The sequence below is a fragment of the Methanobrevibacter sp. TMH8 genome, assembly GCF_020148105.1.
Classification (GTDB): domain Archaea; phylum Methanobacteriota; class Methanobacteria; order Methanobacteriales; family Methanobacteriaceae; genus Methanobinarius.
Genome location: NZ_JAHLZE010000035.1, coordinates 1 through 15,859, shown reverse-complemented (window position 1 = coordinate 15,859; position 15,859 = coordinate 1). Strand labels below are relative to the sequence as shown.

At 25.7% G+C, this 15,859-nt stretch carries 10 protein-coding genes, 1 tRNA gene and 1 pseudogene; 9 read left to right on the top strand and 3 right to left on the bottom strand.

Annotated features, from left to right (window positions below; translation table 11 throughout):
• Positions 1–174: 174 nt before the first annotated feature.
• From KQY27_RS07465 to fen, 3 genes are all read left to right on the top strand, one after another.
• Positions 175–1,350, top strand: a complete 1,176-nt coding sequence (locus tag KQY27_RS07465; protein ID WP_224425952.1) for a homocitrate synthase family protein — start codon at positions 175–177, stop codon at positions 1,348–1,350.
• Positions 1,351–1,466: 116 nt separating this feature from the next.
• The gene (gene hacA / locus KQY27_RS07460) at positions 1,467–2,723 is read left to right on the top strand and encodes a homoaconitase large subunit (RefSeq protein WP_224425951.1); all 1,257 of its coding nucleotides are present in this window, start codon (positions 1,467–1,469) and stop codon (positions 2,721–2,723) included.
• A gap of 171 nt (positions 2,724–2,894) precedes the next feature.
• Positions 2,895–3,881, top strand: a complete 987-nt coding sequence (fen, locus tag KQY27_RS07455) for a flap endonuclease-1 (RefSeq protein WP_224425950.1) — start codon at positions 2,895–2,897, stop codon at positions 3,879–3,881.
• Between the two features lie 149 nt (positions 3,882–4,030).
• Here fen and KQY27_RS07450 read toward each other — a convergent pair whose 3' ends face one another.
• The 3 genes from KQY27_RS07450 to KQY27_RS07440 all read right to left on the bottom strand — a co-directional run bounded on the left by KQY27_RS07450 (position 4,031) and on the right by KQY27_RS07440 (position 6,736).
• A complete protein-coding gene (locus KQY27_RS07450; RefSeq protein ID WP_224425949.1) occupies positions 4,031–4,663 on the bottom strand; it encodes a hypothetical protein in 633 nt (210 codons plus the stop codon).
• 14 nt (positions 4,664–4,677) lie between these two features.
• A complete protein-coding gene (locus KQY27_RS07445) occupies positions 4,678–5,322 on the bottom strand; it encodes a DUF2119 domain-containing protein (protein ID WP_224425948.1) in 645 nt (214 codons plus the stop codon).
• A 163-nt stretch (positions 5,323–5,485) separates the two neighbouring features.
• Entirely contained in the window at positions 5,486–6,736 is a 1,251-nt protein-coding gene (locus KQY27_RS07440) for an adenosylhomocysteinase (protein WP_224425947.1), read from the bottom strand.
• 394 nt (positions 6,737–7,130) lie between these two features.
• On the opposite strand from KQY27_RS07440, the gene KQY27_RS07435 reads away from it, so the two are divergent.
• The 6 genes and pseudogenes from KQY27_RS07435 to KQY27_RS07410 all read left to right on the top strand — a co-directional run.
• Positions 7,131–7,239, top strand: a tRNA-Met gene (locus KQY27_RS07435).
• Between the two features lie 424 nt (positions 7,240–7,663).
• A complete protein-coding gene (locus KQY27_RS07430) occupies positions 7,664–8,818 on the top strand; it encodes an aldo/keto reductase (RefSeq protein WP_224425946.1) in 1,155 nt (384 codons plus the stop codon).
• Positions 8,819–9,909: 1,091 nt separating this feature from the next.
• Positions 9,910–11,238 (top strand): type I glutamate--ammonia ligase, encoded by a 1,329-nt coding sequence (gene glnA / locus KQY27_RS07425; RefSeq protein WP_224425945.1) that lies wholly within the window; start codon positions 9,910–9,912, stop codon positions 11,236–11,238.
• A 639-nt stretch (positions 11,239–11,877) separates the two neighbouring features.
• Positions 11,878–13,737 (top strand): DUF128 domain-containing protein, encoded by a 1,860-nt coding sequence (locus KQY27_RS07420; protein WP_224425944.1) that lies wholly within the window; start codon positions 11,878–11,880, stop codon positions 13,735–13,737.
• A gap of 436 nt (positions 13,738–14,173) precedes the next feature.
• A complete protein-coding gene (modA, locus tag KQY27_RS07415) occupies positions 14,174–14,977 on the top strand; it encodes a molybdate ABC transporter substrate-binding protein (RefSeq protein ID WP_224425943.1) in 804 nt (267 codons plus the stop codon).
• Positions 14,978–15,494: 517 nt separating this feature from the next.
• Positions 15,495–15,859: pseudogene (locus KQY27_RS07410) on the top strand (molybdate ABC transporter permease subunit); the annotation flags it as partial.

Here is a 15,859-nt window from a genome sequence, read left to right as displayed (position 1 = left end):
AAAATAGAATTAAGATTTAATAAAAAATATAAGTAATAGACAATAAAATTAGTAATTTATTATTGTAAAATATAATTATTAAAATTATTAAAATTACTAAATTGAAATACTAAAATACAAATAATGCTAAAATATTAATATTTATAAATTTATTTCTAAATCTAGGTGAATCAATTGCAATATTATGTAAGTCCCTTTAATAAAGAAGCTAAATTAAAATTTCCAAAAAAAATTACAATTTATGACACCACGCTTCGTGATGGTGAACAAACTCCTGATGTATGTTTAAACCCAGAAGAGAAATTAGAGATAGCTAAAAAGCTTGATGAACTTAGAATACATCAGATTGAAGCAGGTTTTCCTATTGTTTCTAATCAGGAAAAAAAAGCTGTTAAAACAATAGCTAATGAAGGATTAAATGCACAAGTAATATCTCTAGCTAGAACAAAGAAAGAAGATATTGATGCAGCTCTTGACTGTGATGTTGATGGAGTCATATCTTTTATGGCCACCTCTGACCTTCACCTTGAACATAAGTTACATTTAAGCAGAGAACAAGCTCTTAACGTTTGTATGAATTCTATTGAATATGCAAAGGACCATGGACTTTTTGTAGCTTTTTCTGCAGAAGATGCTACTAGAACTGATCTTGATTTCTTAAAAAGAATCTATAAAAAAGCTGAAGAGTTTGGAGTAGATAGAGTTCATATTGCAGACACCGTTGGTTCAATAAGCCCTCAAGGAATGGATTTCCTTGTAAGAGAACTTAAAAAAACAATCAATCTAGAAATAGCTATGCACTGTCATAATGACTTTGGAATGGCTCTCTCTAATTCAATAGCTGGACTTCTTGCAGGAGGAAGTGCTGTATCAACAACTGTAAATGGTATTGGTGAGAGGGCAGGAAACACTTCTCTAGAAGAGCTAATAATGGCATTAAAAATAATATACGGAGTAGATTTAGGGTTTAAAATAAAACACATTCAAGAACTAGCTAACCTTGTTGAAAAATACACAAAAATTAAAATACATAATAATAAACCGATTGTAGGAAGAAATATATTTAGACATGAATCTGGAATCCATGTAGATGCTGTTATTGAAGAACCTCTTACATATGAACCATTTTTACCAGAACTAACTGGGCAAAGAAGACAATTAGTTCTTGGAAAACACTCTGGTTGTAGAGCTGTAAAAGCTAAACTAGATCAATGTGGTGTTGAAGTCACAAAAGATGAACTTTGTAAGATTGTTGAAGAAGTTAAGAGAAGTAGAGAAGAAGGAAAATATATCAATGATGAAGTATTTAACCATATTGTTAAAACCGTACGAGGTCCTTTTGATCTCTAATTCATTTAATCTTAATTCTTTTAATCATTAAATCCTTTGATCTTTAATTAATAAAATAGTTAATAAATATTTCAAAACATTAAAATTTATTGAATCTGATTATAGAAGTGTTTAAATTGAATATTACAGAAAAAATCCTTTCAAACAAAGCAGGATATAAAGTTACACCTGAAGAAATCATAGAAATAGAAGTAGATCTAGCTATGTCTCATGATGGAACATCTCCTCCTGCAATTAAAACATTTGAGAAAATAGCTAAAAAAGTTTGGAATCCTGAAAAAATAGCTATTGTATTTGACCATAATATTCCAGCTAACACTATTGGTTCAGCTGAATTTCAAAAAGTAGCTAGAAACTTCGCAAATGAACAACAAATAAAAAAATTATATACTCATGGTGAAGGAATATGTCACCAAGTTTTACCTGAAAAAGGCCTAGTTGAACCTGGAATGATAATTGTTGGTGCAGACTCTCATACTTGTACTTATGGTGCTTTTGGAGCGTTTTCTACAGGAATGGGTTCTACTGATATAGCTATGGTTTATGCCACTGGAAAAACCTGGTTTATGGTTCCAGAATCTTATAAAATTGAAGTAAATGGTTATCTCCCGACCAATACTACTTCAAAAGACATAATACTCAAAATTATTGGAGAAATTGGGGCAGATGGGGCAACATATAAAACAGCTGAATTTTGTGGTGAAACTATAGATAATTTAGATGTTAGCTCTAGAATGACAATTTCTAATATGGCTATTGAAATGGGAGCTAAAAATGGAATAATGGAACCTAATAAAGCTACAATTGACTATGTTATCAAGAGAACTGGAAAATCACAAGAACAATTAAATATATTTAAATCTGATAAAGATGCTACCTATGAAAAAGAATTTTCATTTGATATTACAGATATTGAACCTCAAATAGCTTGTCCAAATGATGTTGATAATGTAAAAAATATTTCAAATGTATTAGGAACCCATATTGATCAAGGTTTCATTGGTTCTTGTACCAATGGAAGATTAGAAGATCTTGAACAAGCAGCAAAGGTACTTAAAGGGAAAAAAATTCATGATGATGTTAGATTAATTGTATCTCCTGCTTCAAGTGAAATTTATGAAAAAGCAATGGAACAAGGAATTATGAAGACATTTATTGAATCTGGAGCCATTATCTGCAACCCTGGATGTGGGCCATGTTTAGGTGGGCATATGGGTGTTTTAACAGAAGGAGAAGTGAGCATATCTACTACAAATAGAAATTTTAAAGGTAGAATGGGAGATCCTAATTCTGAAGTTTATTTAGCTAACCCAGGAGTAGTTGCTAGTTCAGCCATCAAAGGATTTATTGAAAATCCTGAAAATATTTTATAATATTTTAAAACATTTATTAAATTATAAATTAAATTATAAATTGATTATAAATTAAACAAAAATCAAAGATAAATCAAATATGAATTGAATTATGATTTAAATATAATTAAATTAATTATTAACCAATATAATAAAAGAAAATTTGAAATAAAAAGATAAAAAGGTGCTAAAATGGGAGTTAAATTTAAAGATATTGTAACACCTGAAGATATTAGTTTTAAAGATCTTGATGGGAAAGTAATAGCTATAGATGCAGCTAATACACTTTATCAATTTTTATCAAGTATTCGTCAAGTTGATGGAACTCCTCTCATGGATAGTAATGGGAATATTACATCACACCTTAGTGGAATACTATATAGAACTTCAAATATTGTAGATAAAGGAATAAAACCAATTTTTGTTTTTGATGGAGAACCTTCTGAGTTTAAAGAAAACACAATAGCAGAACGTAGAGAAGTTCGACAAGATGCAGAAAAAAAATGGAAAAAAGCTTTAAAAGATGGTGATGCTGAAACGGCTGCAAAATTTGCCAAAAGATCATCTCGAATGTCACCATACATTTTGGAATCAGCTAAAGAATTGCTTGAAATTATGGGAATTCCATATGTTCAATCTTTTGGAGAAGGTGAAGCTCAAGCTTCTTACATGGTTGCAAATGGAGATGCTTGGGCAGTAGCTTCACAAGATTATGACTGTTTATTATTTGGTTCACCAAAAATCATTAGAAATCTTACAATAAGTGGAAATTTGTCTGATTTAGAATATTTAGAACTTGAAAAAGTATTAAAAAATATGGATATTACAAGAGAACAACTAATTGACATAGCTATACTGGTTGGAACTGATTTTAATGAAGGCGTGAAAGGAATAGGTGCTAAAACTGGTTTCAAAATAGTTAAAAATTCTACAATAGAAAATTATCTTGAAGAAAAAGATATTTCACTAGAAATAGAACCAGAAAAACTTAGAAATATCTTTTTAAATCCAGAAATTAATAAAAATTACAATATCAAATGGAAACAAGTTGATAAAGAGAAAATAATTGATTTTATGTGTAATCAGCATGATTTTTCTAAAGAAAGAGTTTTAAGTGCAGTTAAAAAAATGAAAAAACTCAGCACAACTCAAAAAAGCTTAGAAGACTGGTTTGGATAAAAAATTGATCCAAAAAGTGCTAAAGATAAAAAAAATAAAAATATAAAAAAGATAAATAAAAAAATAAAATAAAAATGATAAATTAAAAAGATAAATAAAAAGGATAAATGAACAAACATATAAACAATTAAAAACTTCATGATAATATATTAAATTAAATTACTAAAATCAAGTCGAATAAACTTTTTGTTACTTGGTAAATCATATTTTTCTTCTAAAATACATTTATATTCTATTTCATTCATTTTACTTATTAAATCATTTTTATCTATAGAAACTCCTAATTTTGAGATATTTTTTAAGGAATCTGAATATATAGAATCAACCACAAAATTATTTTTATCATTTAGATTATCATCTATTTGAATTACACAAGAAACATATTTAGGTTTAATTTTTTTTATTTGACTTGTAAAATTATTCAATCCAATATATTCAAGTAATAAGTTAGCTATAACTAAATTTACTTCAGGTAAGTTTAAAGAAATATCATTTAAATCTAATTTTTCTAAAATTAAACAATTTAAATAAGAATATCTTTTTTCAATAACATCTAAATATTTAATATTAATATCAACACAATAAACTTTTTTAAAATCATTACAAGATATATATTCCAATCCATTTCCACCAGCTACTCCCCAAATAGCAACAAAATCAATATTATCTAGTGAAAGTTGAGATTTCATTATTTTATTTAAAAGAGGAATCTGTGCTACATTTTTTAAATTCATATGACTTTCATAGATATCCAAATCTAATGTTTCCCATGGATTTTCCATTATCACACCAGTAATTAAAAAGGAGGAAAATATTTTCCAAATATTTCTTTTGCATATTTTATAGCTAAATCAACTTGTTTTGGATATAATTCTACCATTTTATTTTGAAACTCTTCCCTATTTTTTACTTTAGCTAATATTTTAAGAATATTTAAATAAATATTAGCAGAATCTGTATCCATTGAAAAGTTTTCACCTACTCCACTATTCTTTTTAATACATGGAATTTCTAAAGTCTTACAAACAGTTTCCATTTGAAAATATTTTTTTCTAATAAGTGGAGAAACAGAACTTATTAAAACGTGATTTTCAAGATTTATCAAAGGAGGAATCCCTTGAGATTCCATTCTATCTTTAGATGTCAACTTTTCATAATTTTTAATATTATAACAATGAAGTTCTGTGTAAAAATCAGGTTTATGTTTTTTAATAATCTTTATAAGATATTTGCCCATATCTGAATCAAAATATTCTTTTTTTAAAGTAGATATATAACGAGTATTATCAAAATTATAAATAAAAGTTTTACCATTAGAGAAATCTGAAAAGATAAGAGATTTAAAAAAATCAATAGTGGTTTCTCCTTCATTACCATGAATTCCGCCTACAAATAGCTTTGTAGGTCCTTTTCCTTTATTAATGAATCTAAAATATGACATAGTAAGATAATAGTAAGATAATAATAGTAATATAATGATAGTAATATAATAATATAATTAATATAAAAGAATAATTTAAGAAAAACTAAAAATAAAAGATAAAAAAGATAATAATTTAGATAATTTCTTAAATGCTAAAATAAAAATAAAATAACGAAAAAGACTAAGTTCCTTCTTGCCAATCATTTAAATATTCATTTTGACGATCAGATAAATTATCAATTTCAATACCCATAGCTTTAAGTTTTAATCCAGCAATTTCATAATCAAGTTCATCTGGAGATTTCATAACTCCTACATCAAGATCATTTTCAAGAATAAATTTAGCTGATAATGCCTGAGCAGCAAAACTTAAATCCATAATTTCAGCAGGGTGACCTTGACCTCTCTCAGCAGCCAAATTAACAAGACGGCCATCAGCTAAAAGATAAATTTTTCTTCCATCTTTCATAGTGAACTCTTCAACACTTTCTCTTACATCCTCAACAGAGACAGATTGATTTTCAAGATCTACTCTGTTAATTTCAACATTAAAATGACCAGAGTTAGCTAACATACACCCATCTTTCATATTTTTAAAGTCATCTCCACTAATTACATTAATATTTCCAGTGACTGTAATCATTAAATCAGCGTATTTTACAGCTTCACTTGTAGGCATGACTCTGTAACCATCCATTCTTGCTTCAAGTGCTCTGATTGCATCAACTTCAGTTACAATAACATTTGCACCAAGACCTGCAGCACGAGTAGCTACACCACGACCACACCAACCATAACCACAGACAGCCACAGTTTTACCAGCTATTAACATATTAGTAGTTCCCATAATAGCATCAAATGTAGATTGACCAGTTCCATACCTATTATCAAAGAGATATTTAGTATATGCGTCATTTACAGCTATAAGAGGTATTTTAAGTGCACCATCAGCATGCATAGCTTCTAATCTATGAACACCAGTAGTAGTTTCTTCACATGCCCCCATGACTTTGTTAAGTAGTTCTTTTCTCTCTTGATGAAGAACCAATATCATATCTGCACCATCATCAATAATGATGTCAGGCTTATAATCAAGAACATCATTTATAGTTTCATAATATTCCTCTTCTGTTTCTTCTCTCCAACCATACATGTTGAGTCCAAGTGCCGCACCACCAGCTGTTGCATCATCATGAGTAGAAAGAGGATTACATCCAGTCATAGCTACTTCTGCACCACCAGCTTGGAGAGTTAGACCAAGATTAATAGTTTTTGGTTCAAGATGAAGGCAAGATCCAATAGTTATTCCTTCGAAAGGTTTTGTTTTCTCAAATTCTTTTTTAATATGTTCAAGAACCGGCATGTGTTTTTGAACCCATTTAATTTTTCTAATTCCCTCATTAGCTAAATTCATATCTCTTACTTTACTCATAATTACCACAAAACATTTTATTAGAAGAATAATGTAATTAATATGTAAAATCAGTACATAATTACATATTATTAATACTAATATTATAAATATTAATATTCAATTTTTATTTTACATTATATTTTCATTTTACATTATATTATTTTTATATTATATTATTTCATTTAATATAATTATAATTTTCTTATAATATTTATTATCCATATTATTTATTATCTATATCTAATGTTAGTAATGATATGTAACTGTATGATTACATAATTAATTTGATTTTTCATTATTAAAAATACAAACCATGTTCATGAAAAATTTATAAATAGTTGAATTGTTTAAAATACTGAAAAATAATCGAAAAGTTTAAATGATATAATAAACTGATAGAAGATAGTCAGATGCCGGGGTGGCTCAGCTGGTTAGAGCGCACGGCTCATAGGGTTTTAAGCAGTGCTCTGACTAATTCCTGGGATACCGTGAGGCCGCGGGTTCGAATCCCGCTCCCGGCATCCTACTTATCCCAGGAAACATAAAATTTTTATTTTTACAAATTTTAAAGATATTTTAAAATTAAATTCTATTTTTAAAGCGATTTTATATCATTCTGATAATATTAACGAATAATTCTATTTTTTTAATATAGTTAATATGAATTATAAAAATATTTAATTAATTAAAAACAAATTAGATAATTAAATAATGAATACTCAAATAAAAAATATTTAAATAATGAATATTTAGATAATAAATATTTAGATAATGAATATTTGAATAAAAGATATTTTAATAATAAATATTCAAATAATAACTAATAAATCAAATATTAATAAAAATCATTTATAAATAAAATAAATCAATCGTTTATAAATAAAATAAATCAAATATATGTATATATAATGAATTTTAGTAAATTTATCAATTACAGGTGCTATAATGCTTTACAGAGAATTAGGAAAAACTGGTGAGAAAGTGTCGATTTTAGGATTTGGAACTATGCGTTTTCCAACTATTGATAATCAACCTAATAAAATCGATGAAAAAGAAGCTTCAGCTATGTTGAAATATGGAATAGATAATGGAATAAATATTATTGATAGTGCATACTCTTATCATTCCCTTGATTTTGATGAACCTGGAGAAAGTGAACCATTTATTGGAGAATTCTTATCAACTGGTTATAGAGAAAAAGTATTGATATCTACAAAGTTACCTAGTTGGATAGTTGAGAAAAAAGGAGATATGGAAAGATTTCTTGATCAACAACTAGAAAGATTGCAGACTGATAGTATTGATATCTATTTACTTCATTCACTTAAAGAAGATTACTGGAAAAACTTGACTAATTTAGATGTATTTGAATTTATGGATACAATATTAGGAGATGGGCGAGTAAAGCACATAGGATTCTCTTTTCATGATGAATTAGATCTTTTCCTTGAAATTCTCGATTCCTATGATTGGGAAGTTGTTCTTACTCAAATGAATTATGTTGATGAAGAATATCAAAGTGGAATCAATGGAGTGCAATATTTAAGTAGTATAAATATGGGAAATATGATTATGGAACCACTTAGAGGAGGAAACTTAGTAGATAACATACCAAATGAAGTTCAATCTCTTTGGGATAGTGCTCCAACAAAAAAAAGTCCTGTTCAATGGGCATTCCAATATCTTTGGGATATGGAAGGAATTAGTACAGTGTTTAGTGGAATGAGTTCATTAGAACAGGTTAAAGAAAACATAGCTATAGCTGATTTTGGTTATCCTAATACATTAACAACAGAAGAAAAAGATATCATTAAAGAAGTAGCTAAAGCTTATAAACAAAGAAAGGACATTGCTTGTACACAATGTAAATATTGCATGCCATGTCCAGAAAAGGTAGCTATTCCAACATGTTTCAAAGAATATAATATAGCAAAAATGCTTGACAATCCTGAAGCAAGTTCAATGCAATATTTTTCACTTCTTAATGAGGAAAATTATGCATCATCATGTACTGAATGTGGAGATTGTGTACCTATGTGTCCTGAAATGATAAACATTCCCGAGGAGCTGAAAAAAGTTAAAAAACTTTTTGGACAATGAACAAATATGAAAAAACAAACCAAAAAGGAAAAAATAGAAAAACAATAGTTAATATTGTAGAATCTCTATAATCTTTAGAAGCATTTAAAGCATTTAAATTAATAACAGTAGTTGGAACTGTTACATTTACTATCTGCTCTAAAAATTCTCAATATAGATTTATTAGATTTAAATTCTTTTAATTATTTAGAATTATAATACTATAATAATTACTATAAATATTATTTTTATATATTTTATCTGAATTTAATATCAATTAAATAATCATAACTAAATAATTAACATAATTAAATAATCTATATAATTAATCATATTATTTCATATATTTTAATATTTTATTGAAATATTTAATTATTTAAAATAATATTGAAATTAAATTATATATTCATTTATTTTAAAATTTTTAATTTTATAATATTTTATACACTCAAATTTATAATTTTTATGCAATTTTTGTGCTATGTTATTGTTATATTATTAATATTCAATAGTATTTATCCAAATTTAGCTATTAGTACCATATTATTAAACTTTTTATCATTTTATATATTATCATTTTTAATCGCTTATATAACGAATTATTAATCAATTATAATTATGTTCAAAAAATTTTAAAATGTATTACAAAATGTTCATGATAAATCATGTATTAATAAACTATATATTAATTAAAAAACATATTTTTATTGATAATAAATTTACTATTATATTTTATATTTATTATAAAATATCAATATGATAAAATTATCAAAACCTAGACATATGAATCAATAAAATTAAAAATAAATAAACTATTTTATAAATTAATTAAATTAATAAATGAAGATAATACAAATATCAAAAATAATAATAAATTAGAAATATTTATATGTGATAAGTAGGAAATGTATTTCCGACTACTAAAAATCATAATTATTAAAAATACTAAAAAATTTATTAAAATATAAAATATAAATTAAAATATAAAATATTTGTAGTCCAATTAGTTGCTTAATATCTTAAATAAATGAAATTAATGTTAATAAAATATGATATTCTAATATAATATTCTAAATAAGTACCTAAGTTAACTAATTTTTATTGGAGAAGATTTGATGGATGCTATAGGAAAAGCAATGGAATTAATGAATAAAAAAGGAATTAAGTTTGTAAGATTACAATTTGTGGATATAAATGGAATCCCAAAAAGTATATCTGTTCCTTTTGGAAGCGATGAAGAACTAGAAGATATGTTTAATGATGGAGTATTATTTGATGGATCTTCTGTAGATGGTTTTGTTGAAATTCAAGACAGTGATTTAATAATGAAACCAGATCCTAACACATTTTCCCTCCTACCATGGAGACCAGAAGAATCTGGAGTATGTGGATTTATCTGTGACATATATAATACAAATAATAAACCATTTGAAGGTGATCCAAGAAGCATACTTAAAAAATCATTGCAGAAAATCAATAAAAAAGGATATAACTACAATATTGGACCAGAACCAGAATTTTTCATAATAGATGAAGATGAAGAAGGAAATTTCATCCCCCATGATAATGGAACATATTTTGATGTTGAGCCTATTGATAAAGGTCCTAACTTCAGAAGAAAGTTAGTTGTAGATCTTGAAGAACTTGGTTTTGAAGTAGAAGCAAGTCATCACGAAGTAGCTCCAGGTCAAAATGAAATTGCATTTAAATTTGATAATGCATTGAAAACAGCTGATGCAGTAATTACATTCAAACAAGCTATTAAAGCTATTGTAGACAATATGGGTTATAGAGTAACATTTATGCCAAAACCTTTCTTTGGAGTTAATGGTAGTGGAATGCACTGTCACCAAAGCTTGTTTAAAGGAAATGAAAACTTGTTTTCTGATGAAAATAGTGAAACTGGATTATCTAAAGAAGCTTTATACTTTATGGGAGGATTACTTAAACATTCCCCAGCATTATCTGCTGTTGTAGCTCCTACTGTAAATTCCTACAAACGTTTAGTACCAGGATATGAAGCACCTGTTTATATAGCTTATGGTCTTAAAAACAGATCTGCACTTATACGTATTCCTGCGGCCCGTGGAAAAGGAACAAGAATTGAATATAGAAGTCCCGATCCATCTTGTAATCCATACCTTGCATTTGCAGCTATGTTAGAAGCTGGTTTAGATGGAATAAACAACAAAATAGACCCAGGAGAACCTGCTGAATTCAATATATACAATTTAAGCAATGAAGAATTAAAAGAAAAAGGCATAGAAACACTTCCTGCAAGTCTATGGGAAGCATATCATGCATTTGAAGAAGATGATGTCATTATAAATGGTCTTGGAAAGCATATAAGTGAAAAATTCTTAGCTTCAAAATATGCAGAATGGGATGAATACAGAATACAAGTATTTGGATATGAACAGAAAAAATACATAGGTCTCTAAATAGGGCCTATAATATTTTTATTTTTTTATATTAAATACTATTTATATTATTATTTTTTGATATGTTTAACCAATTATTCAATAATATATAGCTAATTATTTTAACTAATTATTTAGCTATTTTTAGATACAATATTTATTCTATATTAATAAAGTATTATTTTTTTAAATATACTTTAATATTTAACTAATTTAACTATTTTTTAGATATGTTAATATATTTTTATTTAGTTAATTACAAATAATATATAATCATGATAATATCATATATATTAAAATATAAAAAGTATAAAAAATATAAAATAAAAAAGTGAAATATTAAAAAAGTAAAAATAAAAAAGCAAAAAGAATATTAAAAACAAACAAAATATTAAAATTATAAAAGAATAAAATATTTACAATAATATAAATTTTAAAAGACATTAGATAAGAATATTAAATAATATTAAAATTAAATAATATTGAATAATACTGATATAATATTAAATAATAATTAAAAATTATTTAAGATTATTAAGATTATTAACATGAATCTCTAATATTATTTAATATCCTATTATTACATCTTATTACAATTTTACGCCAATATTATGTTTTTATAAGCTATTAAAGCAAATAAATCTTATTTTAGGTCATTATATGTCAAAATCTCAAGAAAAAATCATAGAAATATTAAGAATTATAGAAGAGTATGATAAACCTGTTGGAGCTAGAATCGTAGCTAAAGAACTAAAAAACAGAGGATACGATTTAGGAGAAAGAACTATCAGATATCATATGCAAATTCTTGATGAAAAGGGATATACTCAAAGAAAAGGATATTCTGGAAGAATTTTGACTTCCCTTGGAAAAGCACAATTGAAAAATGGACTTATATATGATCATGTGGATTTTGTATTTTCAAAATTTGAAGAGTTAATTTATCAAACAAATCTTGATGAAAAAAATAAAAAAGGAAATGTTGTTATAAATGTTTCAAAAGTTATTTTAGATGAAGATTCATTAAAAGATGAAAAAAACAATCCTATTGCAATTATGAAAAAAGCTTTTTCATCTGGTTTAGCTGTTAGTCCACTAGTTGATATAGAAAAAAAGAAATCAGAAAATTCAAAAAAGAATGAATTTATCATTAAAACAATTTGTGGAACAACCATTGATGGTATGTTATTGAAAAATGGTATCCCTAGTCTTCCAATATATGGAGGATTGTTAAAAGTAGAAGATTATGTTCCTCAAAGATTTACTGAGTTGATTTCCTACAAAAAGACATCAATTACTCCAATAAATGCTTTTGTAGCAGATGGGATGACTTCTATTTTAAACGTTTTAGAAGATGGGAATGGAATTATTCCTGCTAATTTTAGAGTTATTCCTACAAAATCTCTTGAAAAAGCAAAAAAACTTTTCGATGATCTAGCTAAAATCGGAATAAACGGAATTGTTTCAATTGGAGAAAGTGGTGAAAAGGTTTTAGGAATAAATGTAAATGAAAATTTTTCAGGAATCGCTATAATCGGTGGAATAACTCCTCTTTGTATATTAAAAGAAATGGAAAAATTTGTAGAAGTTAGATTAGCAGATGAATTATCTGATTTTGAACAGCAAAAATTATTTAATAGTAGTATAACTAATAAAGGAATCCTTAAGAATTATGAAGGAAATAAAGATAGCAATAAAAAAGATAAAAAAATAGATACAGTATTTAAAAATAGCATTTTAAAGCCTTCAGCTAAAGAAAAAGAACTAAAAGTATCATTTTTACTTTCAAAAGCCTGGAATCTTATGCAAGATGTTGATTTTGATATCGAAACTCATGAAGGTAATTTAATCGGAAATTTATCTTATGTGAATAAAGATGACTTAGATTTATCAATTAACCATATGAAAAAAGCATACAGATCAGCTAAAAAATATATAAGCCCTTATTATAAAATAGTAGAACCAAAAAAGGACAGTGCACATTACAGAGAGGATAAAATCGGGATAGCTACTATTTGTAGTTTATCTTTTGATGGAATTCTTATTAAAAAGGGAATAATGTCAACTCCCAAATATGGAGGGCTTTTAGAACTTGGAAATACCCCTCTCTTTACAGAACTCATTTCATATGATGGATCTTCAATTGATCCCCATGAAATATTTATTTTTAAAAATATGACCTCAATTAATAGGAATCCTCATAAATATGATTCTATTACTGATGAAAATGAGTTTAGCACCAATTTCAAGAAAATTTTAGCTTCTATAAAAGAAGTTCCATTTATAGCAAGAGAACAAACAAAAGAAATACTAAATGAAATGGGCAGTATTAAATTACCAATTTTTAAAATAGGGAAACCAAGAGAACTTGTTTATAATGCAAAAGTTGATACCTATAATTTTGGTTTTGTTACTGGAAGTGGATTAAATCCAATAGCAGCAATAAAAGAGAATGGAATTGATGTTGATTTTAAAACCATTCAGGGAAATATTCAATTAGATAATATGGATACATTATAACCTATTAAATTTAAATTTATAAATTTCTTACATTTTCTTTTTAATTATCTTTTTAATCATATTTACTAAATTATATCATATATTTACTAATTAATTATATCAAAAATAAAAAATATTTTAATCTTATTGTTAGTTATTTTAATGCTATATTATATTCTATTCTCAATTAATTTTAATTAATTTTAAATATTTTTTAAATATATTTTAATATACTTTAATATTTTAATATTTTAATATATTTTTAACCTGTTTTTATGTATTTTTAATCTATTTTTAATCTATTTTGAATAATCATGTTAATTTTATGTGTTATGAAATTTCTTTATCTTCAAAATCAAATCATAAACTATATAAGATATATATAACAAATATGAGTACGATATGAATAATAATTCATAATATCCATATCAGTTATAAAGGAATAAGAGAGATAACTATGAATAAAAATAATAAAATAATAATTTTAATTATAATAATTATAGCAATATTGGCTATTGCAGGTTTATACCTAAGTGGAGCATTAAATACTGGAGGTTCAAATGAGCAAGGAAGTGTTGATGTACTGATGGGTGCAGGTTTTAGTAAAGTTGGTGCTGATCTTATTAGTGAATTTAATAAAAAATATCCTAATATAAAAGTAAATGCAAAGTATGGCGGAAGTGGTGAATTATTCGCTACACTAGAAACTCAAAAGAGTGGAGATGTTTTTTTACCTGCTGATTACAAATATATGCAAGATGCAATGGATAATGGATATGTTGAAAACAACACTGTGAAAAATATAACTAAAAACGTTCCAGTAATAATTGTTAAAAAAGGAAATCCTAAAAACATTACATCACTTAAAGATTTAGCTAAACCCGGAGTTAAAGTAGCTATTGGAGAGGCTGACGGTCCAGCTATTGGTAAAACAACCGCACAAATATTAGAAAAAAATAATTTAACTGAAGCAGTTGAAGGAAATGTTGTAGTTAAAAGTACAACCGTTAATCAACTTCTTACATATCTTGTAACTGGACAATGTGATGCAACCATAATTTGGGAGGATATGACTGTTTGGGAAGAAGGTAAAGGAAAAATTGAAGTAATTAAAATACCTGCTAACGAAACAGTTGAAAGTACTGTACCAATTGCAACTACCACATTTGCAAAAGATAAAGATGCAGCTACAAAATTCCAAGAATTCATAACTTCTGAAGAAGGTAAAAAAATCTGGAAAAAATGGGGATTCGAAGTATAATATTTTTTATCTCCATTAATTTTTTTATTTTAATCTAAACTTATTCTATTTAATTATAATAAACCTATAAAATAATATTTAAAACTAATTAATCTAATATAAATACTATTAATTGATTTATTCTATAATTTTATATTTAAGATTTAATCATTTTTACTTAAAGAATATAAAACAATACAGAAGAGATATTATTACTAATTATTGTATATCTATTATTATATTTATTATTAATATATAAATGAAAATAAGAAATAGAAATAAAAATAGAAATAAATTAATAAGAAAATAAAATAATAAAGAATAATAAATAATAAGAGAGAATAATAAATTATAGAAAAAATTATTAAAAAATAATAAAGCGTATAGAAAAATAATAAAAATAATAAAATTATAGTATAAATTAAATTAGTATAAATTAGTAAAAATAATAAAAATAGTAAAAATATTACAATGTAATAAAAATAGTAAAAATAAAATAATAATAAAATAATTAAAATATCAATAAGTTGGTAGAAACATGCGCTCAAAATTTGAAATAAGCTTTATAGCATTAACCATATTCATTACACTTCTATTTTTTGTAGTAATTGGAAGTATGTTTTTAATACCAACATTTCAAGGATTTATAGATGCATTATTCTCACAAGAAATGTTATTTGCCATTTCTTTAACTTTATCTACTTCTGTAATATCTGCAATACTAGTTATGCTTTGTTGTATTCCAATGGCATATACATTAAGTAGATACGAATTTCCATTAAAAGGATTGTTTAAAATTGTCATTGACTTACCAATGGCATTTCCTGAAATTGTAATAGGAATTGCTCTTTTAATGTTTTTAGGATCTAATGGAATAGGAAGTTATCTTGAAAGTGGAGGAAT

Coding starts and splice junctions, on each gene's coding strand:
- KQY27_RS07430 (WP_224425946.1), top strand. CDS start 7,664: ATGCTTTACAGAGAATTAGGAAAAACTGGTGAGAAAGTGTCGATTTTA.
- fen (WP_224425950.1), top strand. CDS start 2,895: ATGGGAGTTAAATTTAAAGATATTGTAACACCTGAAGATATTAGTTTT.
- KQY27_RS07445 (WP_224425948.1), bottom strand. CDS start 5,322: ATGTCATATTTTAGATTCATTAATAAAGGAAAAGGACCTACAAAGCTA.
- KQY27_RS07450 (WP_224425949.1), bottom strand. CDS start 4,663: ATGGAAAATCCATGGGAAACATTAGATTTGGATATCTATGAAAGTCAT.
- modA (WP_224425943.1), top strand. CDS start 14,174: ATGAATAAAAATAATAAAATAATAATTTTAATTATAATAATTATAGCA.
- KQY27_RS07420 (WP_224425944.1), top strand. CDS start 11,878: ATGTCAAAATCTCAAGAAAAAATCATAGAAATATTAAGAATTATAGAA.
- KQY27_RS07440 (WP_224425947.1), bottom strand. CDS start 6,736: ATGAGTAAAGTAAGAGATATGAATTTAGCTAATGAGGGAATTAGAAAA.